The following is a 19,370-nucleotide window of genomic DNA, read 5'->3' on the forward strand; positions in this document are numbered from 1 at the left end:
CGGTCATTTAGGCCGCCTTTTTTGTGCCTTTAGCTTCGAGGCATCTTCAAGGTCACGTTCTTGCCACGCTTTTGATATCGCAGCTCGCTGTCACCGATGGCGATGACGCTGCCGCCGTCCAGCCTGTCTCCGACTTTCAGCTTTTTGTACCGGCCACTCGGCAACCGGACCAGGGCGCGCCGGTTGGCCGGGGTGCCGTAGACACCAATCAGGTTCAGTTTACGCAGGTTGATCGCATTGTCGATCGTCGCCTGTCGTGCCACCGAAGCGGTCGAGGGTATTTTGGGCGCAACGCTTTTCGGTTGGAAAGACCCTGGCTCATCGGAGCTTTGATCAATCGCAGCGGTCGACCCAAGATTAGCGGTCTGAGTGCTGGTCGGCGGCGCAAGCCCGGCGGGTCGCGTTTTGGGTCGTGGTACCCGAACGACAGCCAAAGCGGTCGGCGTGTGATCAACCTCGGTCTCTTCCTGCACGGACGCGGGGCGCAATTTCGGGCGCAGTACAGCCAGTTCCTCGCGCGTGCGCCCGCCCAGTTGCTGGCGCTCAAAGCTTTCCAACAGGTTACTGGGCCGTGGTTTTGGGCGGTATTGCGCCAGCCGGTCTGCTGGGTCTTCCTCAATTGGTTCCTGTTCGAACCTGACCGGAACGACCGGAGGAACTTTGGCTGGACGGCCCAGATAAACAACAACCCCGTCGGGGTTCAGTGTTCCATCGGCACTGGGCGTGACCAGGCCGCGTTCGTCCAGATCGAATTGAGCACCAGCTTGCGCAGGCAGCGCGGACTGTTCGAACGGCAGGTCGGTTTCAAAACTGCTGACAGGGGGCAGCGCCACGGCGTCCTGCGACAGGTCTGGTTTGTCCAGTGTTGCAAGATACAGGTCTTCGGGCGGTGCCAGTATCGGGTCAGGCAGAGGGCCTGGAGCGGTAATCTCGATACTTGTCTGCGTTGCAGATTGCTGAGGCTCGGCGTCTTGCTCGACCTGTTCGACGGCGGTCGGCGCAACATTCAGCGCCTCTAGGATCGCGGCGTCGGTGGCGCTCAGGTCCGGAGCCGTTTCCTCGACAAGATCCAGTGCCGCTTCTTCATCCGGCGCAGGTTGCTGGGCTTCCGGTGGGGTAATGACCGCAATTTCCGGCTCGTCGACTACCTCTGGTTCCGGCGCTGCTTGGGTAATCTGGGTGTCACTGGCCAAGGGTTCAACGGCTGACTCGGTATCCTCGACCTGAACGGTGTCCGCTGCGGTAAGTTCCTCATCGTCGGGACCTGTCAGTGACCATATGGCCGCGGCAATGCCAACGATCACACAGGCCGCAGCCGCAGGAATGGCATACCGAGTGATGGGCTGAGTTGCAGGTGCGTTGGCTGGGGACTTCACCGTCGGGGCGGAGCGAAATTCTGTCGGGGTCTCGGATTCGGCAATTGCATGAACGGCGGGGCCGGGTTCGTTGGCAGAGGGTGCTTCTACCTCGTCTGGCTCAGCTACCGTCGGGGTGTTCGCATCGTCGACGTGGAACGTGGGTTCAGACGGGAAGTCCTGTCCTTCGACCAGGGTGCTGTATTGAACGGGGACAAACCCATGCTCAGTCGCAAAGCTCCGCGCTTCTTCCAGGGTTTGTTTGGCAACCGCCGCTACATGGATGACCGGACCATCTGTCGCTGTGTCAAAGGCCAATTCATCCAGTTCGTAAGGCGTGGCATCGGCCAGTTCGGCGCGCGCTTTGTCGGCGCTTTCTTTGGGGCCAAGCCCGTCGGTCGTTATGGACAGAAATCGCACCTGATCCGTTGGGATAACCAGCTTGCAGTTCAGGTCGTTTTCGAGGGCAAAGCCTTTGTCTCGCAATGCGACGATCTGCGTATTCAGGTCCGGCGCATCCAGAGAGACCTCGCCAACGCAGAACCAATCGTCGTCCGAATGGTGGTGCAAGGATATTCCGGTGCTAGAAAAAGACAGCGCAAAGGCGGGTTTCATAATCCGGAAGAACCATAATTGTCAGCATCTGTGCAAACGACTGTTCGTTCGCAGAGTGACATTAAAGCAGGATCCCGCCGAGGGAAAGAAAAAGCCGGTCTTTCCCCTTGTTCGGCAGACCACCGCCACCCCATGTTGGGACAAAGCAAATCGGAGGGAAGACCTTGAATAAAATCGCTTTTCTGGCCGCAGTATTGTCGATGTCGGTGGCCGGCCTCGCCCATGCGGAAGAACGTCGCATCACTGTTGACGCTGCGGGAACTGTGCAGGCCGCGCCTGACATGGCGACCATAACGCTGGGCGTCACCAATGAGGACGCGCAGGCGTCGAACGCCATGAAAGCCACATCGGACGCCGTGGCGCAGGTGCTGAATCGCCTGCAAGAGCTTGGGATCGAAACGCGCGACGTGCAGACCCGTGATGTGTCTTTGTCGCCGGTTTGGAACAATCGGAACAGCTCGACCGGAGATCGGCCGGAGATTTCCGGCTTTGTTGCATCGAATCGCGTTTTCGTCCGCGTTCGTGACCTGTCGCAGCTTGGAACGATCATGGACGCAGTTATTCAGGACGGCGCCAATGACTTTGGCGGGCTGAGCTTTGGTGTACAAGATCCCAAGCCGCTGGAAGCGCGGGCGAGGGCCAATGCGGTTGCAGAAGCAACGGCCAAGGCCGAACAGCTTGCACAGGCGGCAAACGTGACGCTCGGACCGGTTCAGGAGATCAGCGAACAGGTCGGCGGAGTTCGTCCCGTGGCTATGATGCGTGAATTCAGCGCCGCAGAAGCGGGTGGCGTACCGGTCGCTGGCGGAGAGGTTTCCGTTTCGGTCACCGTTACGATGGAATTCGAAATCTCTGAGTGATCTCAGGTGTTGGCGCGGGCCATCAGCGGTTGTCGTTGTTGGCCCGTCTGATCGAAATTGTCCGGTGATAGCCACGCCTCGAAAGCGCTGCGGATACGGGGCCATTCGCTGTCGATGATGGAATACCAAGCAGTATCCCGATTGCGGCCTTTATAGTGCGTAGCCTGTCGGAATGTGCCTTCGTAGGTGAAACCCAACCGCTCGGCCGCCCGGCATGACGGCGTGTTTAGTGCGTCGCATTTCCATTCATAGCGACGATATCCCAACTCGTCGAAGACGCGGCGCATCATCAGGAACATGGTTTCTGTCGACTGAGGTTTCCGTTGCAGCAGGGGCGAGAAGTGGATGTGCCCGACCTCAATCGCTCCCGCCGCGGGTTCAATCCGCAGGAACGAAGCCATGCCGACGGGTGTTTCGTTGCTGTCCAGTACTGTGTGAAACATTGGATCGGCGTCCATACAGTTTGCACGCGCCCAATCTTCAAACGCGTGTTCACTGTCGAACGGGCCATAGGGCAGGTAAGTCCAATTGTGGCCATCCGTGTCGTTGGCAAACGCCCGGAACAATCCGGGCGCGTGCCGGTTCACGTCCAGCGGCACGACGGAACAATGGCGGCCGCCCATCGGCGTATAAGGCGGGGTCGGGCGAGGGAAGTCGCCTGACACCGGCAGTCCGATGGGTTGGCCCAGATCGTTGGTATCGTGCCCGCTCATCTGTCAGGCCGATGCTTTGGCCAGCGCCTGGTCCAAATCCGCGATCAGGTCATCTGCGTCTTCGATGCCAATAGACAAACGCACAACGTTCGGGCTCGCGCCTGCGGCTTCTTGCTGCTCTGGCGTCAACTGACGGTGCGTGGTCGAGGCTGAATGGATGATCAACGACCGTGCATCGCCCAGGTTGGCCACGTGGCTGAAGATTTCCAGCGCGTTGACCAGTTTGATGCAAGCGTCATAGCCGCCTTTGACCGCGAAGGTGAACAGCGCACCCGCGCCCTTCTTGTAATGCGCCTTGACCCGTTCGTGATAGGGCGAGGAGGGCAGGCCAGCATAGGTGACGTATTCCACGCGGTCATCTGCCTCAAGCCAGGCCGCAATCTTTTGCGCGTTTTCGACGTGACGCTCCATCCGCAAGGACAGCGTTTCAATGCCCAGCAGCGTGTAATGCGCCGCCTGTGGGTTCATCGTCATACCCAGATCGCGCAGGCCGATAGCAATCCCGTGGAAGGTGAAGGCAAGCGGGCCGAAGGTCTCATGGAATTTCAGGCCGTGATAAGCCTGCTCCGGCTCGCTCAGCGAGGGGAACTTGTCATTTGCCGACCAGTCGAACTTGCCTGAATCCACGATGCAACCGCCGGTGACGGTACCGTTGCCGGTCAGGTACTTTGTGGTCGAATGCACCACCAGCGTCGCGCCCTGTTCAATGGGGCGGCACAGGTAAGGCGTGGCCGAGGTATTGTCGACGATCAGCGGAATGCCCGCAGCGTCAGCCACATCGGCCAAAGCGCGGATATCGGTGACATAACCACCGGGGTTGGCGATGGACTCGCAGAACACCGCGCGGGTGTTTTCATCTATGGCGTCCTTCACGGCGTCCAGATCATCGGTGTCGACGAACTTCGCCGACCAACCGAACCGTTTGATGGTCTGGCTGAACTGCGTAACCGTGCCGCCGTACAGACGGGTCGAAGCCACCACGTTGCAGCCCGGTCCCATCAGCGGGAACAACGCCATGATCTGTGCCGCGTGGCCCGAAGAACAGCACACCGCGCCGACACCACCTTCCAGCGTGGCGATGCGTTCCTGCAGTACGGCCACGGTCGGGTTGGTCAGGCGGGAATAGATGAAGCCAACCTCTTGCAGGTTGAACAAAGCGGCCGCGTGGTCTGCGTCGCGGAATACGTAGGCCGTGGTCTGGTAGATAGGTGTCTGACGTGCGCCAGTTGCCGGATCGGGCCGCGCGCCCGCATGAATTTGAAGCGTGTCAAAACCGTAGGTAGGGCCGTCAGACATCTTGGAAATCTCCTGTTGGAATGTGTGTTGCTGAATCTCTAGGCGATTGGGCCCGCGCGCACAACAATCCTGTCAACGCATCCAAAGGCCTTTGCTGCGTATCTGATTGCGAATGACCTGCTCGCGCTGGGGCAGGTTTTCACGGTCGAACAGTGCCCGGATCTTGTGGCCCTTGCGCTGAATAACCAGCTTCTTGATCGGGTCATAGCCCTTGAGCACCTTCTTGATCCGGTTTGGTGCCACAACGGTTTCCAGCACCTCGACCGCGTGATCGCTTTCACGGGCGTAGAGCAGCGGAAACAGCCGGTAGTGACAACTGACGGAGCCATCCAGCAGGCCCGGGGGCAGGGCATCACGGCCGCCGCCAAAAGAATGGAGGACCAACGGCAGAGCGGCCTGATCCAACCACGGATCAAGGTTCTGGCCTGCCAGTTCCGGAATATCCCCATCCCGGATCGTGCGGGCATATTCCAGAAAACGCGCGCCGAACTTTCGCGGGCAGGAATAGAAGAAATACCCGGCGTTGAAGTACAGATAGCGCCGCCAGTAATCCAACGGTTGACTGGTATCCAGCGAGCTTTCGAAATCCAGTCCGAACCTCCGGTAGAGCGCGCTCCAGATGCCATCAAATCCGGGGCCGTAGAGAGTGGGCTTGGGCCAGGTGCCTTCAACCTGCAGTGAGGCGCCAGGGCGATCGAAATCAAAGGGCACACTGTTGAGGTCACCGGTGATCAGCGTGTCGCTGTCAAAAAAAACAAACGGTTCGCCCTCGGGCATGGCCAGAAGCGCTTCAATCTTGTTGCCATGCGGATAGCTGTTACCGAAAACCGTGTTGTCGAATGGCAATATCTCAGCATCCAACTGGCGCAGGGCCTTGAGAACGTCCTCATTTTGAATGCTGGGGTCCTGTGGCCAGCGCGGCCCGGGTTGGGGAACAGCAACAAGTAATCGACCGGCAAAATCGGGGCTGCTGTGCCGCAAAGACGCGGCGAATAACAGGGCCTCGTATTGAAGCCGATTGTTTTGCCCGATGATGACGATGTTAAATTTCTGGTCGTTGGCCTTCATCGGGTCACTTTCAGAATTTTCCTGCCGAATTCCGGCGCTGCTCGGTTTGTCCTCGACGTACAGTACGCAGCGCGGGTCGTCAAAACCAGATGTGAAGGATTTTCCAGACGGGAAATTTGAAAACGGTCGAGGCGATCCCATGTAATGCTTTGGGCGTGCAAAGGAGAGGGCTTATGAGGGTCAACGCGGATTTCACCAAGCGGGTCGCAGTTCATTTCGACCAGAGCGAATGGGTCGCGTCACCTGCCGCTGGTGTCGAGCGCAAAATGCTCGATCGTATTGGCGAAGAGGTGGCGCGGGCCACAACTATCGTTCGTTTCGCCCCGGGTAGCGCATTTGCCCCGCATACCCATGACGGGGGCGAAGAGTATCTGGTGCTGGATGGTGTTTTTCAGGACGAAACCGGTGACTTTCCTGTTGGCAGCTATGTTCGCAATCCTCCGACATCTTCCCACACGCCGTCGGCCAAAGAGGGCGCGACGATCTTGGTCAAGCTGCACCAGTTCGACCCCGAAGACCGGACCGAACTGCGCCGCTCGATCAATGGTGAAGGCACGGTTCGGCTTTTTAAGGACGAACATGAAGAGGTTCGTGTTCTTAATCTGGAACCGGGTGAGACACTGGATCTGGATGCAGCTCAGGGTCTGGAACTGTTCGTGATTGAGGGCGGGCTTCAGGAATCTGGTGAAGAATTTGCGACCTGGGATTGGCTGAGATTGCCGCCCGGAACGCAGTCCAACGCCGTCGCTGGGTCGTCAGGAGCGCGTATCTGGGTGAAATCCGGTCACTTGTCCGAAATGATTTGAACATCCATTTGCGTGAAAAACAGGCGAAACCAGCTGAAAACCGCGCCTCGATGCGCGGTTTTTTGATTTTTTGACCATTTGGCAAATTTTACCAATTGATAAAAAATCAGATTGTGGCAAGCTGAGGTCATAACGAACATATCTACAGGGAGTAGAGTGATGGCACAGGGCCAGATTGCCTCCGGCATTGTCTCCGGGCGGCTGTCCAGCGATGAGCTGACCTCGAATTTCACGGATCTGCATCCGCCTCTGGCCGCGCATGAGGCGGCTGTGGCAGCAGATCGGTGCTATTTTTGTTACGACGCGCCATGTGTGACGGCTTGTCCAACGGATATCGATATTCCGCTGTTCATGCGGCAGATACAGGCTGGCCAACCCGAAGCTGCGGGCGAGACCATTCTGGCGCAGAACATTCTGGGCGGCATGTGCGCCCGCGTTTGTCCCACTGAGACATTGTGCGAAGAGGCCTGTGTGCGCGAAACTGCAGAAGGGCAGCCGGTTGAGATCGGTCGTCTGCAGCGCTACGCGACAGACAGTGTCATGGTGGCCGGAGATCACCCGTTTGAGCGGGCTGCGCCCACGGGCAAAACGGTTGCCGTGATCGGGGCAGGGCCAGCAGGCCTGGCCTGTGCGCATCGGCTGGCGATGCTGGGTAATGACGTAGTAATCCACGAAAGTCGCCCCAAACCCGGCGGTCTGAACGAATACGGGATCGCTGCGTATAAATCGACCAACGACTTTGCCCAGGCCGAGGTCGACTGGTTGCTGAAAATCGGCGGGATCTCGATTGAAACGGGTTCTGTGCTGGGTGAAGGCGTCTCGCTGGACGGTCTGGTTGAGAATTACGATGCCGTCTTCCTGTCTATCGGCCTTGCCGGGGTGAACGCCTTGCGAGCGCAGGGTGCTGATCTGGACGGTGTCCGCCACGCGGTCGATTTCATCTCGGACGTTCGGCAAGCCTCGGACCTGTCGCATCTGCCGGTGGGCCGCAATGTCGTGGTGATCGGCGGCGGAATGACCGCAGTGGACGCTGCGGTAAAGTCGAAACTGCTGGGCGCTGAACATGTCACGATCGCCTACCGCCGTGGCCGGGATGCCATGGGGGCCAGCCGGTATGAGCAGGATCTCGCGTCCTCGCACGGCGTCAAGATCATGACCAACGTGCAGCCCGTGGCTGTTCATGGAAACGGGGCAGCGGCCGAGATCGAATTGGAGTATACTTCCAGTCAGGACGGTCAGCTTTCCGGCACCGGAGAGATGATCCGCGTGCCCGCTGATCAGGTGCTCAAGGCCATTGGGCAAAAGCTGGATGGCGCGCCTGAGGGGCTAAAGCTGGATGGCAACAAGATTGCTGTGAATGAGGCCGGGCGCACATCGATGGCCGGTGTTTGGGCGGGTGGCGACTGCGCGGCAGGTGGAGAAGACCTGACCGTGACAGCAGTGGCCGAAGGTCGTGACGCCGCGATGGATATCCACGCAAGTCTGACCGCGTGAAACACAAAAACATGGATGCTGAATCGCATCAGGGAGGCCGGATAAATGGCTGATTTGAAGACAAACTTTCTGGGAATAGAAAGCCCGAACCCCTACTGGCTGGCGTCCGCGCCGCCGACGGACAAGGAATACAATGTGCGCCGCGCATTCGAGGCTGGATGGGGCGGAGTTGTGTGGAAAACGCTGGGATCCGAAGGGCCGCCGGTCGTGAACGTGAATGGCCCGCGCTATGGGGCAATTTACGGGGCTGACCGTCGGTTGCTGGGGCTGAATAACATCGAACTCATCACCGACCGGCCGCTTGAGGTGAACCTCGAGGAGATGGCCCGGGTCAAGGCTGACTACCCGGACCGCGCGCTGATCGCCTCGATCATGGTGCCGTGCGAGGAAGAGGCTTGGAAAGCCATCCTGCCGCGCGTGGCCGAGACCGGCGCAGACGGGATTGAGCTGAATTTCGGTTGCCCTCACGGGATGAGCGAACGCGGAATGGGATCGGCCGTGGGGCAGGTGCCGGAATACATCGAAATGGTGACCCGCTGGTGCAAGCAATACTATGACCGTCCGGTCATCGTGAAGCTGACGCCAAACATTACCGATATCCGCAAGCCCGCCGAAGCTGCTAAAAATGGTGGTGCGGATGCTGTGTCACTGATCAACACGATCAACTCGATCACCAGCGTCAATTTGGACACGTTTAGCCCGGAACCGTCAATTGACGGCAAGGGCAGCCACGGTGGGTATTGTGGTCCGGCGGTGAAGCCGATCGCTCTATCCATGGTGTCCGAGATTTCGCGGGCGCAGGCCACGCATGGCCTGCCGATCTCGGGTATCGGTGGCGTGACCACATGGCGCGATGCGGCAGAGTTCATGGCATTGGGATGCGGCACCGTTCAGGTTTGCACCGCGGCCATGACCTATGGGTTCAAGATCATCGACGAACTGACGGCTGGCCTATCCAAATGGATGGATGAAAAAGGTTACAAAGACGTCTCTGAAATCGTTGGCCTGGCTGTTCCGAACGTCACCGACTGGCAGTATCTGAACCTGAACTACGTGGCCAAAGCCAAGATTGATCAGGATCAGTGCATCAAATGCGGCCGGTGCTACGCGGCCTGTGAGGACACCAGCCACCAGGCGATCTCGATGTCCGAAGACCGGGTGTTCGAGGTTATGGATGACGAATGCGTCGCCTGTAACCTATGCGTGGATGTCTGCCCGGTAGACGGGTGTATCTCGATGGTGCCAATGGAGGCCGGAGAGGTCGATCCGCGTACCGGACGGGAAGTTCAGCCGGAATACGCGAACTGGACAACCCATCCGAACAACCCGATGGCAAAAGCCGCCGAGTAGGTCGACTGCAAAAACAACAAAGGGCTGGCAAATGTTGGCCCTTTTTGGGGAGCCGAATTTCCGTTGACACATTTGTTCGTCCTTCGAAATGACAGCGGTATGTTTGCCCGGTAAAAGCCCCAATGGTCCGCTATTAATTATTATCTATAACCAAAGGGTGAGTTTCCGCCCGGCGGGAAAAACGTTCAAAAAGAATACCTTGCTTAGCTGAGTGCCAGCTAAGTCACCGGGGTAACGGCCAATACATCCCGTGTGTTTGGTGGAAAGAGAGAGACCTCGAAAAAGCCGGGCTTTCTCAAAGCCGCTCAAAAGCCAAAAGGCGGGTATTTTGAAGTATTAGACTTTTTGGGGAGCCATCGTTTTCGCTACCGTCGGTATCTTAGTAATCGTAATCGTCATCGTCTTTGTCTTTGCCGCTGCCTTTCCCTTTGCCCTTACCTTTGCCGCCGCCTTTCCCCTTGTCACTGCCCTTACCGCTGCCAGCACCTTTGCTTTTGTCGCTTCTTTTGCTGTCGCTGCTTTCGCCGAAACGCTTGTCGCCGCGCGTGTCCGTAGCACGGTTACCTTCGTCGAAGTTGTTTCTGCCAACCTGGGGGCTCGTGATTAGGCCTTCGAGACTACTGTTGTTCACTCTGTCGGTCCCATTATCTTTTTCGGAGGAAGCGCGTTCGAAACGGCCGGATCTTGTGCTGCTTGAAAAGCTATTTTTGCGGGGATCACATTCGTTGCGAGACCTCCATACGAAACTGCGCAATTCCCTTGATAGCTCGTCGTCGCCTGTAAGCGCGAAGGGGCGTGCAACCACGTATCGCCACACTTCGCAGTTGCTGCCATGACGGAAAAAAGCTGAGCGACTTTGAGCAGTCTGAAGTAGAAACGCAGCTACGCCAGAATATTGGCAACGCCAAAGCCGCCGCAGGTCGCCTTATGGTCGCGCGCGGAAGTTACTTGCTATGGCCGTCGCACGTTCCCTTTGTCAGGGCGTCAGTAGTTTACGATAAAGCGTATCGATAAACGGTTCGGCCCCCTCGAACGGGTCTTCATGGCCCAGGATCGAACGGACCTGAACATCGAAATCCGCGTAGTGCTGCGTCAGTGCCCAGATCGAGAAAATCAGGTGATAGGGATGCAGCCGTGCTATTTTTCCGTCATCCATCCAACCCGTCAGAATCGCGGTCTTTTCATCGACCAGTGCCTTAAGGTCATTCGAAAGCGCCTCGTGAATGCGTGGTGCGCCCTGAACTAGCTCATTGGCGAACAGGCGGCTTTCGCGCGGTAACTCGCGGCTCATCTGCAGTTTTCGGCGGGTATAGGAGAGGATCTCTTCCATCGGGTCGCCGGATTCGTCGAGATCATGTAGCGGCGCCAGCCATGTTTCCAACAGGCCGGACAGCAGGGCGGTGTGGATCGCCTCTTTGGATGGGAAGTAATACAGCAAGTTCGGCTTGCTCAGCCCGGCCTCAGCGGCGATCTGGTCAACGGTTGCCCCGCGGAAGCCATGCGCGGAAAACACGTTCAGCGCAGCCTCAAGAATCGCGGCGCGGTTCTTTTTCTGAATTCGGGTCGGGGCGCGGTCTTTGGGCATGTTTCCTGGTCGTCTCTTTTTCCACCAAGCGGGCACCAAATATGCCGAATTTTCCGGCGGCACCATGCAATTTCTTGACTGATGTCGAACCCGTGATAGCGTGAGTTTGACCAGATGGTCAAATCAAGACACCAAAAGCGAGCTAAATCGCAAGCAACAGGGAAGAACAAGATGGCAGCTCCGGCGCAAAACCTCAGGATCAATGGCGACAGACTTTGGGACAGCCTGATGGAGATGGCCAAGATCGGCCCCGGTGTTGCGGGCGGCAACAACCGTCAGACCCTGACGGATGAGGATGCGGAAGGGCGCGCCTTGTTTCAGAGTTGGTGCGAGGATGCGGGTTGCACCATGGGGCTTGACCAGATGGGCAACATGTTTGCCCGCCGCGAAGGGACCGACCCGGACGCGCTGCCGGTTTATGTCGGCTCGCACCTGGATACCCAACCTACCGGTGGCAAGTATGACGGCGTGCTGGGTGTGTTGGGCGGTCTGGAGATTATCCGCACGCTGAATGATCTGGGAATCAAGACGAAACACCCGATTGTGGCGACCAACTGGACCAACGAGGAGGGCACGCGTTACGCCCCGGCAATGCTGTCCTCGGGCGTGTTTGCCGGGATGCACACGCAGGACTGGGCCTATGACCGCGAAGATGCCGAGGGCAAGAAGTTCGGCGATGAGCTGAACCGCATTGGATGGCGTGGAGATGAAGAGGTCGGTGCCCGCAAAATGCATGCGTTCTTCGAGTTGCATATCGAACAGGGGCCCATCCTTGAGGCCGAGGGCAAGGATATCGGCGTCGTCACGCACGGGCAGGGCCTGAGCTGGACCCAAGTCACCGTGACCGGCAAGGACGCGCATACCGGCTCGACCCCGATGCCGATGCGCAAAAACGCCGGGCTCGCGATGGCGCGTATTCTGGAAAAGGTGGACGAGATTGCGTGGTCTCATGCCCCTCACGCTGTGGGTGCGGCCGGGCATATCGATGTCTATCCCAATTCTCGTAACGTGATCCCCGGCAAGGCTGTGTTCACGGTCGATTTCCGCTCGCCGGAATTGGACGTCATCACCGATATGGAAAATCGCCTGCAAGTCGCGGCCAAGGATATTGTCGATGAGATGGGCCTGCAGATCGAATTCGAAAAAGTCGGCGGCTTTGACCCCGTGAAGTTCGACGAGGGCTGTGTCGCAGCAGTGCGCGATGCGGCCGAGCGGTTGGGATACTCGCACACCGATATCATCTCGGGCGCAGGGCACGACGCCTGCTGGATCAACCGGGTCGCGCCGACCGCGATGGTCATGTGCCCTTGCGTTGACGGTTTGAGCCACAATGAGGCAGAAGAGATCAGCAAGGAATGGGCCGCGGCAGGTGCGGACGTCTTGTTTCATGCCGTCGTCGAAACCGCAGAAATCGTTGAATAAAAGGGAATTGGCCTAACCGTCGTATTCTCAAGTTAAAACAACATGAGGCGCAAAGCGCCCGCAGGGAGAAAAACATGTCTACTGTGATCAAGAACGGAACCGTCGTTACTGCTGATCTGTCGTACAAAGCCGACGTCAAAGTCGAAGACGGTATAATCACCGAGATCGGAATGGGCCTGAAGGGTGACAAGGAACTGGACGCCACCGGTTGTTATGTGATGCCGGGCGGGATCGACCCGCATACGCATCTTGAGATGCCGTTCATGGGCACGTATTCCAGCGATGACTTCGAAAGCGGCACGCGTGCCGCGCTGGCTGGCGGCACGACAATGGTTGTCGATTTCGCCCTGCCAAATCCGGGTGAAAGCCTGTTGGATGCTCTGAAGCGCTGGGACAACAAATCAACCCGCGCAAATTGCGACTACTCGTTCCACATGGCCGTGACTTGGTGGGGGGAGCAGGTGTTCGATGATATCAAGACCGTGATCGAAACGCGGGGGATCAACACGTTCAAGCACTTCATGGCCTACAAGGGCGCGTTGATGGTGAACGACGATGAATTGTTCGCCTCGTTTAAACGTCTGGCCGAACTGGGCGGTATCGCGATGGTGCATGCCGAGAACGGGGATGTTGTGGCCGAACTCAGCGCCAAGCTGCTGGCCGAGGGCAACACCGGACCCGAGGCGCACGCTTATTCCCGCCCGCCGCAGGTTGAGGGCGAGGCGACCAACCGCGCCATCATGATCGCTGACATGGCAGGTGTGCCGCTCTATGTGGTGCATACGTCCTGCGAAGAGGCGCATGAAGCGATCCGGCGGGCCAAGATGCAGGGTAAACGCGTGTGGGGGGAACCTCTGATCCAACACCTGACATTGGATGAAAACGAATACTTCCATCAAGACTGGGATCACGCCGCGCGCCGGGTCATGAGCCCTCCATTCCGAAACAAGCAGCATCAGGACAGCCTTTGGAACGGCCTGCACTCCGGCACTCTCAGCGTTGTGGCTACGGACCACTGTGCGTTCACCACCGAGCAAAAGCGGTACGGAGTCGGCGACTTTACCAAGATCCCGAACGGTACCGGAGGGTTGGAGGACCGGATGCCGATGCTCTGGACACATGGGGTGAACACCGGGCGCCTGACGATGAACGAGTTTGTGGCGGTTACATCGACAAACATCGCCAAGATCATGAATTGCTATCCGAAAAAGGGCGCGATCCTTGTCGGAGCCGACGCGGATATCGTCGTTTGGGACCCCGAGAAAACCAAGACGATCAGTGCGGATTCTCAGCAATCCTCGATCGATTACAACGTGTTCGAAGGCAAAGAGGTGAAGGGCCTGCCACGCTATACACTGACCCGCGGTCATGTGGCTGTGCATGACGGGGAAATTCGCACACAAGAAGGGCATGGCGATTTCGTGGCGCGTGAACCCAACGGTCACGTGAACAAAGCGTTGAGCACCTGGAAAGAGCTGACAGCGCCGAGGCCGGTTGAACGGACGGGCATCCCGGCTACCGGAGTATGATGGGTGCGGGCCGCAAAACTGCGGCCCAAAATCAAATCTTTTCAAGGCTATGGAATGAATACTGAAAGCACTACCCAGCCCGTGATTGAGGCAAGGCAGCTTGATCTGACCTTCCAAACCAATGACGGACCAATCCACGCGCTGAAAGATGTGAACCTGACCGTCGGAAAGGGCGAATTCGTCAGTTTCATCGGTCCCTCGGGCTGCGGCAAAACCACTTTTCTACGCTGTATCGCTGCGCTTGAAACACCGACCGGAGGAACCCTGACGGTCAATGGTATGACCCCGGATGAGGCGCGGCGGAACCGTGCTTACGGGTACGTGTTTCAGGCTGCGGGTCTGTATCCATGGCGCACCATCGCCAAGAACATCAAGCTACCGCTTGAGATCATGGGGTATTCGGCTGCTGAGCATGATGAGCGTGTGAGAAACGTTTTAGAACTCGTTGATCTTGAAGGGTTTGGTGGGAAATTCCCATGGCAACTGTCCGGCGGAATGCAGCAACGCGCCAGTATTGCCAGAGCGCTGGCTTTCGATGCGGATATCCTGTTGATGGATGAACCGTTTGGAGCGCTGGACGAAATTGTTCGCGATCACCTGAACGAACAACTTCTGGCACTTTGGGCAAGGACGGAAAAGACCATCGGTTTCGTCACGCACTCGATCCCCGAGGCCGTGTATCTCAGCACCAAGATCGTGGTAATGAGCCCGCGACCGGGACGGATAACGGATGTGATCGACAGCCCGCTGCCAAAAGAGCGGCCGTTGGATATTCGAGACACGCCCGAGTTCATAGAGGTCGCTCATCGCGTGCGCGAGGGCCTGCGGGCAGGGCATGCGGATGAATAGTACAGGGATCAAAACTATCGGGGCGGTCCTGACTGTGGTTGGCGTCATTATCCTGTTCTGGTACGCCGCTAGCGTACCAATGAACATCAAGGGCGTTCTGACCGAATTTGAACGGGCAGGAGAGCAGGTTGATCCTCCTAAGGCGGTTGATCGGCGCGATATGAGCGAGTTTGAACTGGTAATCGACAACCCCTACGCCATTGATGAGACTTGGGAGCAAGACCGACCACGCTTGCCTGCTCCGCATCAGGTGGCTGAAGAGTTGTGGGAGACAACAGTCGAGAAGAAAATCACCTCGAAACGGTCCCTGATCTATCATGGCTGGGTCACGCTTAGCGCGACGATGCTGGGCTTTGCGATCGGCACCGGTCTGGGAATTTTGCTAGCGGTGGGGATCGTGCATAGCCGGGTTATGGACTTGTCAGTCATGCCGTGGGCCATCGTCAGCCAGACGATTCCTATCATCGCTTTGGCGCCGATGATCATCGTGGTGCTGTATTCGATCGGCATTCAGGGGATCATCCCCAAAGCAATCATCTCGGCCTATCTGAGCTTCTTCCCCGTCGTGGTCGGTATGGTGAAGGGGCTGCGCAGCCCCGACGCAATGCAACTGGACCTGCTGCGCACCTACAACGCAAGTCGATCTCAGGGCTTTTGGAAACTGCGTTTGCCGGCCTCGATGCCATATCTGTTTACTTCATTGAAGATCGGTGTCGCAGCATCGTTAGTGGGGGCCATCGTGGGTGAGTTGCCGACGGGTGCCGTCGCCGGACTAGGTGCACGCTTGCTGGCAGGCAGCTATTACGGCCAGACGGTTCAAATCTGGTCCGCTTTGTTTGCGGCAGCCATTCTGGCGGCCTGTCTGGTCGGGTTGCTTGGCGTACTAGAACGCTCGGTGCTAAAGCGGATGGGGATGTCGCAATGATCCTTGTTCTCTTTGCAATCTTCCTGTGGCTATTTGGGTGGTGGGTGAACAGCCGTCTCGCCAGCGGACCGCAGGCTGACAGTCGCGCGGTACGGTTTTTGGCCCCGATGATCTTTGGCCTGACCATCATCGCTATGTGGGAACTGGTGGTCCGAGGTCTTGAAGTACCCTTGGTCATCCTGCCTGCGCCATCCGTCATCGCGGTACGCTTCGCCGATAGCCTGCCGATCCTTTGGGCAGACTTCTTTCAGACCATCATCAAAGGGGCGCTCAGCGGCTATATTATTGGCTGTAGCGCCGCCTTCCTGATGGCGATCGCCGTGGATCGGTGGGATTTCCTGCGGCTTGGGCTTCTGCCAGTTGGCAACTTTGTGGCAGCTTTGCCCATCGTCGGTACGGCGCCCATTCTGGTGATGTGGTTCGGGTTTGACTGGCACTCCAAAGCTGCCGTGGTCGTGGTGATGGTCTTCTTCCCGATGCTGGTGAACACCGTCGCTGGTTTGCGAGAGGCCACGGCCATGCAGCGCGACCTTATGGAGACCTACGCGGCAACTTACTGGCAGAGTTTCCTGAAGCTGCGCTTGCCAGCCGCGATGCCCTTTATCTTCAACGGCTTAAAGATTTCTACTACTCTGGCGCTGATCGGCGCTATCGTGGCAGAGTTCTTTGGCTCGCCAACGCTTGGCATGGGCTTCCGGATTTCGACCAGCGTCGGGCAGTTGTCGCTTGATATGGTCTGGGCCGAGATCGTGGTGGCGGCATTGGCCGGGACAGCATTTTATGGGCTGGTCGCAATGATCGAAAAGGCGGTGACATTCTGGCACCCGTCGCAACGCGGATAACAACAATAATTCAACAGACCCCGAAAATGGGGCACCAACAGAAACTAGGAGATATGAAGATGAATAAGCTACTCAGCGGGGCGATAGCCGCCTTTAGCCTGGCCGCCAGTTCGGCTTTCGCTGCGGATGAGGTGACATTGCAATTGAAGTGGGTCACGCAGGCGCAGTTCGCAGGTTACTACGTCGCTAAGGATAAGGGGTTCTACGAGGAAGAGGGGCTGGACGTCACAATTCTGCCCGGTGGCCCGGACATTGCGCCAACGCAAGTTATTGCCGGGGGTGGTGCCGATGTAACCGTTGAATGGATGCCCGCCGCTCTGGCCGCGCGGGAAAAAGGTCTGCCGTTGGTGAACATTGCGCAGCCGTTCAAAAGCTCGGGCATGATGCTGACCTGCTGGAAAGACGCCGGTATTGCCGCGCCCGAAGACCTTAAAAACCGCACGCTGGGCGTTTGGTTCTTCGGCAACGAATTCCCGTTCATGAGCTGGATGAGCCAGTTGGGTATCGACACCGGTGGCAAAAGCGAAAGCGGTGTTGAGGTGCTAAAGCAAGGTTTCAACGTCGACCCGCTGCTGCAACGTCAGGCTGACTGCATCAGCACGATGACCTACAATGAGTACTGGCAGGTCATCGACTCCGGCGTCAGTCCCGATGAGCTGGTGACTTTCAAATACGAAGATCAAGGTGTCGCGACGCTGGAAGACGGTCTGTATGTTCTGGAAGAAAACCTGAGCGACGCGGCTTTCGTCGACAAGATGGAACGGTTCGTTCGGGCATCCATGAAAGGCTGGAAATACGCCGAAGAGAACCCGGAAGAAGCGGCTGACATCGTGCTCGAGAATGACGCGACAGGTGCACAGACCGAAGAGCATCAAAAGCGCATGATGGGTGAGATTGCCAAGCTGACTGCCGGTTCAAACGGCGCGCTCGACCCAGCGGATTTCGAGCGCACAGTGGCAACGTTGCTGGCCGGTGGTTCTGATCCAGTGATCACCAAACAACCGGATGGCGCTTGGACGCATCAGATCACGGATGCCGCTCTGAACTGATCTCTGTCGCACTGAGAATTTGGCGCGGTCCCAATTGGGGCCGCGTTTCCTGTTTCTAGTGTCGGAATTGTGTCTGTACTTGGGTAGGAAAAAGCGTAGAATTCTATGAATAACAGCGCATTTCGTACGAAATGGCAGATTGATTGGATAAAATGCAGGGATTTGCAACAGAATTCAGCACTGCTTTCGCCCTGATCCTGAATGGGAATCCAGAGCTTTGGGCGATTGTGCTGCTTTCCCTGAAAGTTTCCATTTTTGCGGTGTTGATTTCCGCTTTGATTGGAATGCCTGTTGGCGCTGCATTGGCCGTTGCGCGTTTTCCCGGGCGACGGGTGTTGATCATTCTCATGAACGCATTGATGGGCTTTCCGCCGGTTGTCGTGGGTTTGCTGGTCTATCTGATGTTATCGCGGTCGGGACCTTTGGGGGTTCTTGAACTGCTCTACACACCAACCGCGATGATCATCGCACAGGTCGTTCTGGTGACGCCAATCGTGGCTGCGCTGACGCGCCAGGTGGTTGAGATGTTGGCCGAGGAATACTCGGAACAGCTCCGTTCGCTGGGCGTGTCTCGTTTGGCCTCTGTTCCTGTGCTGCTGTGGGACGCGCGGCTGGCGCTTGTTACTGCCCTGTTGGCGGGGTTCGGCCGCGCCATTGCCGAAGTTGGTGCGGTCATCATCGTCGGCGGCAACATAAACCACGTCACCCGCGTCATGACGACGACCATCGCGTTGGAAACCTCAAAGGGAAATCTGGCGCTGGCGCTGGCGCTAGGGGCGATCCTGATCGGTATTGCGGTGGCGGTGAACGCGATGGTCAGCACGCTCAGCCTGCGGGCCGAGAAGGAGGGGTTGCGTCATGCGTGACCTGGTCCCTGAAACGGTTCGTCATATCTCGGTCAGTGGATTGCAGATCTCAAAGAAGGGCACCGCCTTGCTGGATGTTCCGCGCTTGGATTTGGATGGGCCGGGGCCGACTTTGATCCTTGGGCCAAATGGGGCAGGTAAAAGCCTGTTGCTGCGGTGCCTGCACGGCTTGATTGCACCCGACAGAGGGCGCGTGGAACAGGATGGTGTTCCCTTGAATAAGGACCACAAGGCGCGGCAGGCGATGGTCTTTCAGATACCCGTTCTGTTGCGCCGGTCAGTCGCGGCCAACATGGGTTTTGTTTTGAAACGGCAGGGTCTGCATCGCACGGCTCGTAAGGCGCGCATCGCGGAATTGCTGGCCGAAGGCGGGCTGGAAAGCAAGGCGCGCCAATCCGCCAGATCACTGTCTGGTGGTGAGGCGCAAAGGCTGGCCATATTGCGCGCGCTGGCGTTGGACCCGGACACGCTGTTCCTGGACGAGCCGACGAGCGCTCTGGATCCCAGCGCCACACAGATGATCGAACGGATGATCCTGCGCGCCTCGACCCGCGGGGTGCGGATCGTCATGGTCACGCATGACATTGGTCAGGCACGTCGACTGGCGGCGGATATCGTAATGATGCACGGTGGCCGTGTGGTTGAACACGGGGACGCACAGCAGGTATTGGATGCCCCCCAAAGCGATGCCTCTCGCAGGTATCTGGCAGGTGGCTTGGTCACATAACAAAAAAAATGGAGTTCGG

The 19,370-nt window shown here is 57.8% G+C and carries 18 protein-coding genes; 12 read left to right on the forward strand and 6 right to left on the reverse strand.

The genetic code is table 11. The features are described from left to right. Positions 1-29: 29 nt before the first annotated feature. On the reverse strand, positions 30-1,925 hold the full coding sequence (locus ACR0J0_RS03480; protein ID WP_480661321.1) for a hypothetical protein: 1,896 nt from the start codon (positions 1,923-1,925) through the stop codon (positions 30-32). 209 nt (positions 1,926-2,134) lie between these two features. On the opposite strand from ACR0J0_RS03480, the gene ACR0J0_RS03485 reads away from it, so the two are divergent. Further along, positions 2,135-2,830, forward strand: coding sequence for an SIMPL domain-containing protein (locus ACR0J0_RS03485; protein WP_480661322.1), 696 nt, complete (start codon positions 2,135-2,137; stop codon positions 2,828-2,830). A 2-nt stretch (positions 2,831-2,832) separates the two neighbouring features. Here the strand turns inward: ACR0J0_RS03485 and ACR0J0_RS03490 are convergent, their stop codons facing one another. The 3 genes from ACR0J0_RS03490 to ACR0J0_RS03500 all read right to left on the reverse strand — a co-directional run bounded on the left by ACR0J0_RS03490 (position 2,833) and on the right by ACR0J0_RS03500 (position 5,907). Beyond that, positions 2,833-3,543, reverse strand: a complete 711-nt coding sequence (locus ACR0J0_RS03490; protein WP_480661323.1) for a GNAT family N-acetyltransferase — start codon at positions 3,541-3,543, stop codon at positions 2,833-2,835. A 3-nt stretch (positions 3,544-3,546) separates the two neighbouring features. Continuing rightward, positions 3,547-4,839, reverse strand: a complete 1,293-nt coding sequence (locus ACR0J0_RS03495) for an O-acetylhomoserine aminocarboxypropyltransferase/cysteine synthase family protein (protein ID WP_480661324.1) — start codon at positions 4,837-4,839, stop codon at positions 3,547-3,549. A 72-nt stretch (positions 4,840-4,911) separates the two neighbouring features. Then, on the reverse strand, positions 4,912-5,907 hold the full coding sequence (locus ACR0J0_RS03500) for a hypothetical protein (RefSeq protein WP_480661325.1): 996 nt from the start codon (positions 5,905-5,907) through the stop codon (positions 4,912-4,914). Positions 5,908-6,080: 173 nt separating this feature from the next. On the opposite strand from ACR0J0_RS03500, the gene ACR0J0_RS03505 reads away from it, so the two are divergent. The 3 genes from ACR0J0_RS03505 to preA all read left to right on the forward strand — a co-directional run bounded on the left by ACR0J0_RS03505 (position 6,081) and on the right by preA (position 9,557). Next, the gene (locus ACR0J0_RS03505; protein WP_480661326.1) at positions 6,081-6,713 is read left to right on the forward strand and encodes a cupin domain-containing protein; all 633 of its coding nucleotides are present in this window, start codon (positions 6,081-6,083) and stop codon (positions 6,711-6,713) included. A gap of 159 nt (positions 6,714-6,872) precedes the next feature. Next, entirely contained in the window at positions 6,873-8,207 is a 1,335-nt protein-coding gene (locus tag ACR0J0_RS03510) for an NAD(P)-dependent oxidoreductase (RefSeq protein WP_480661327.1), read from the forward strand. 45 nt (positions 8,208-8,252) lie between these two features. Continuing rightward, positions 8,253-9,557, forward strand: a complete 1,305-nt coding sequence (gene preA / locus ACR0J0_RS03515) for an NAD-dependent dihydropyrimidine dehydrogenase subunit PreA (protein ID WP_480661328.1) — start codon at positions 8,253-8,255, stop codon at positions 9,555-9,557. Between the two features lie 379 nt (positions 9,558-9,936). Here preA and ACR0J0_RS03520 read toward each other — a convergent pair whose 3' ends face one another. Together ACR0J0_RS03520 and ACR0J0_RS03525 are read right to left on the reverse strand one after the other, a co-directional pair. Then, a complete protein-coding gene (locus tag ACR0J0_RS03520; RefSeq protein WP_480661329.1) occupies positions 9,937-10,188 on the reverse strand; it encodes a hypothetical protein in 252 nt (83 codons plus the stop codon). Positions 10,189-10,533: 345 nt separating this feature from the next. Beyond that, complete coding sequence (locus ACR0J0_RS03525) at positions 10,534-11,142, reverse strand: TetR family transcriptional regulator C-terminal domain-containing protein (protein ID WP_480661330.1); 609 nt, start codon at positions 11,140-11,142, stop codon at positions 10,534-10,536. Between the two features lie 171 nt (positions 11,143-11,313). Between ACR0J0_RS03525 and ACR0J0_RS03530 the strand changes: the two genes are divergently transcribed. The 8 genes from ACR0J0_RS03530 (at position 11,314) to ACR0J0_RS03565 (ending at position 19,351) form a co-directional block, all read left to right on the forward strand. Beyond that, positions 11,314-12,564 (forward strand): Zn-dependent hydrolase, encoded by a 1,251-nt coding sequence (locus ACR0J0_RS03530; RefSeq protein WP_480661331.1) that lies wholly within the window; start codon positions 11,314-11,316, stop codon positions 12,562-12,564. Between the two features lie 74 nt (positions 12,565-12,638). Then, on the forward strand, positions 12,639-14,093 hold the full coding sequence (hydA, locus tag ACR0J0_RS03535; protein WP_480661332.1) for a dihydropyrimidinase: 1,455 nt from the start codon (positions 12,639-12,641) through the stop codon (positions 14,091-14,093). Between the two features lie 54 nt (positions 14,094-14,147). Further along, positions 14,148-14,942, forward strand: a complete 795-nt coding sequence (locus tag ACR0J0_RS03540; RefSeq protein WP_480661333.1) for an ABC transporter ATP-binding protein — start codon at positions 14,148-14,150, stop codon at positions 14,940-14,942. 7 nt (positions 14,943-14,949) lie between these two features. Then, positions 14,950-15,867: an ABC transporter permease gene (locus tag ACR0J0_RS03545; RefSeq protein WP_480661915.1), complete on the forward strand. Its 918-nt coding sequence runs from the start codon at positions 14,950-14,952 to the stop codon at positions 15,865-15,867. Further along, positions 15,864-16,709 (forward strand): ABC transporter permease, encoded by an 846-nt coding sequence (locus ACR0J0_RS03550; protein ID WP_480661334.1) that lies wholly within the window; start codon positions 15,864-15,866, stop codon positions 16,707-16,709. Before ACR0J0_RS03545 ends, ACR0J0_RS03550 begins: the two co-directional genes overlap by 4 nt. Positions 16,710-16,768: 59 nt before the next feature. After that, positions 16,769-17,758 carry an ABC transporter substrate-binding protein gene (locus ACR0J0_RS03555; RefSeq protein WP_239337797.1) on the forward strand — a complete coding sequence of 330 codons (990 nt, stop codon included), beginning with the start codon at positions 16,769-16,771 and terminating at the stop codon, positions 17,756-17,758. Positions 17,759-17,910: 152 nt separating this feature from the next. Next, on the forward strand, positions 17,911-18,624 hold the full coding sequence (locus ACR0J0_RS03560) for an ABC transporter permease (RefSeq protein WP_480661335.1): 714 nt from the start codon (positions 17,911-17,913) through the stop codon (positions 18,622-18,624). Further along, positions 18,617-19,351: an ATP-binding cassette domain-containing protein gene (locus tag ACR0J0_RS03565; RefSeq protein WP_480661336.1), complete on the forward strand. Its 735-nt coding sequence runs from the start codon at positions 18,617-18,619 to the stop codon at positions 19,349-19,351. Before ACR0J0_RS03560 ends, ACR0J0_RS03565 begins: the two co-directional genes overlap by 8 nt. The last annotated feature ends 19 nt before the right edge of the window (positions 19,352-19,370 follow it).

Source organism: Ruegeria sp. BF12 (assembly GCF_056538705.1).

Coding starts and splice junctions, on each gene's coding strand:
- ACR0J0_RS03490 (WP_480661323.1), bottom strand. CDS start 3,543: ATGAGCGGGCACGATACCAACGATCTGGGCCAACCCATCGGACTGCCG.
- ACR0J0_RS03495 (WP_480661324.1), bottom strand. CDS start 4,839: ATGTCTGACGGCCCTACCTACGGTTTTGACACGCTTCAAATTCATGCG.
- ACR0J0_RS03500 (WP_480661325.1), bottom strand. CDS start 5,907: ATGAAGGCCAACGACCAGAAATTTAACATCGTCATCATCGGGCAAAAC.
- ACR0J0_RS03505 (WP_480661326.1), top strand. CDS start 6,081: ATGAGGGTCAACGCGGATTTCACCAAGCGGGTCGCAGTTCATTTCGAC.
- ACR0J0_RS03510 (WP_480661327.1), top strand. CDS start 6,873: ATGGCACAGGGCCAGATTGCCTCCGGCATTGTCTCCGGGCGGCTGTCC.
- preA (WP_480661328.1), top strand. CDS start 8,253: ATGGCTGATTTGAAGACAAACTTTCTGGGAATAGAAAGCCCGAACCCC.
- ACR0J0_RS03525 (WP_480661330.1), bottom strand. CDS start 11,142: ATGCCCAAAGACCGCGCCCCGACCCGAATTCAGAAAAAGAACCGCGCC.
- ACR0J0_RS03530 (WP_480661331.1), top strand. CDS start 11,314: ATGGCAGCTCCGGCGCAAAACCTCAGGATCAATGGCGACAGACTTTGG.
- hydA (WP_480661332.1), top strand. CDS start 12,639: ATGTCTACTGTGATCAAGAACGGAACCGTCGTTACTGCTGATCTGTCG.
- ACR0J0_RS03540 (WP_480661333.1), top strand. CDS start 14,148: ATGAATACTGAAAGCACTACCCAGCCCGTGATTGAGGCAAGGCAGCTT.
- ACR0J0_RS03550 (WP_480661334.1), top strand. CDS start 15,864: ATGATCCTTGTTCTCTTTGCAATCTTCCTGTGGCTATTTGGGTGGTGG.
- ACR0J0_RS03555 (WP_239337797.1), top strand. CDS start 16,769: ATGAATAAGCTACTCAGCGGGGCGATAGCCGCCTTTAGCCTGGCCGCC.
- ACR0J0_RS03560 (WP_480661335.1), top strand. CDS start 17,911: ATGCAGGGATTTGCAACAGAATTCAGCACTGCTTTCGCCCTGATCCTG.
- ACR0J0_RS03565 (WP_480661336.1), top strand. CDS start 18,617: ATGCGTGACCTGGTCCCTGAAACGGTTCGTCATATCTCGGTCAGTGGA.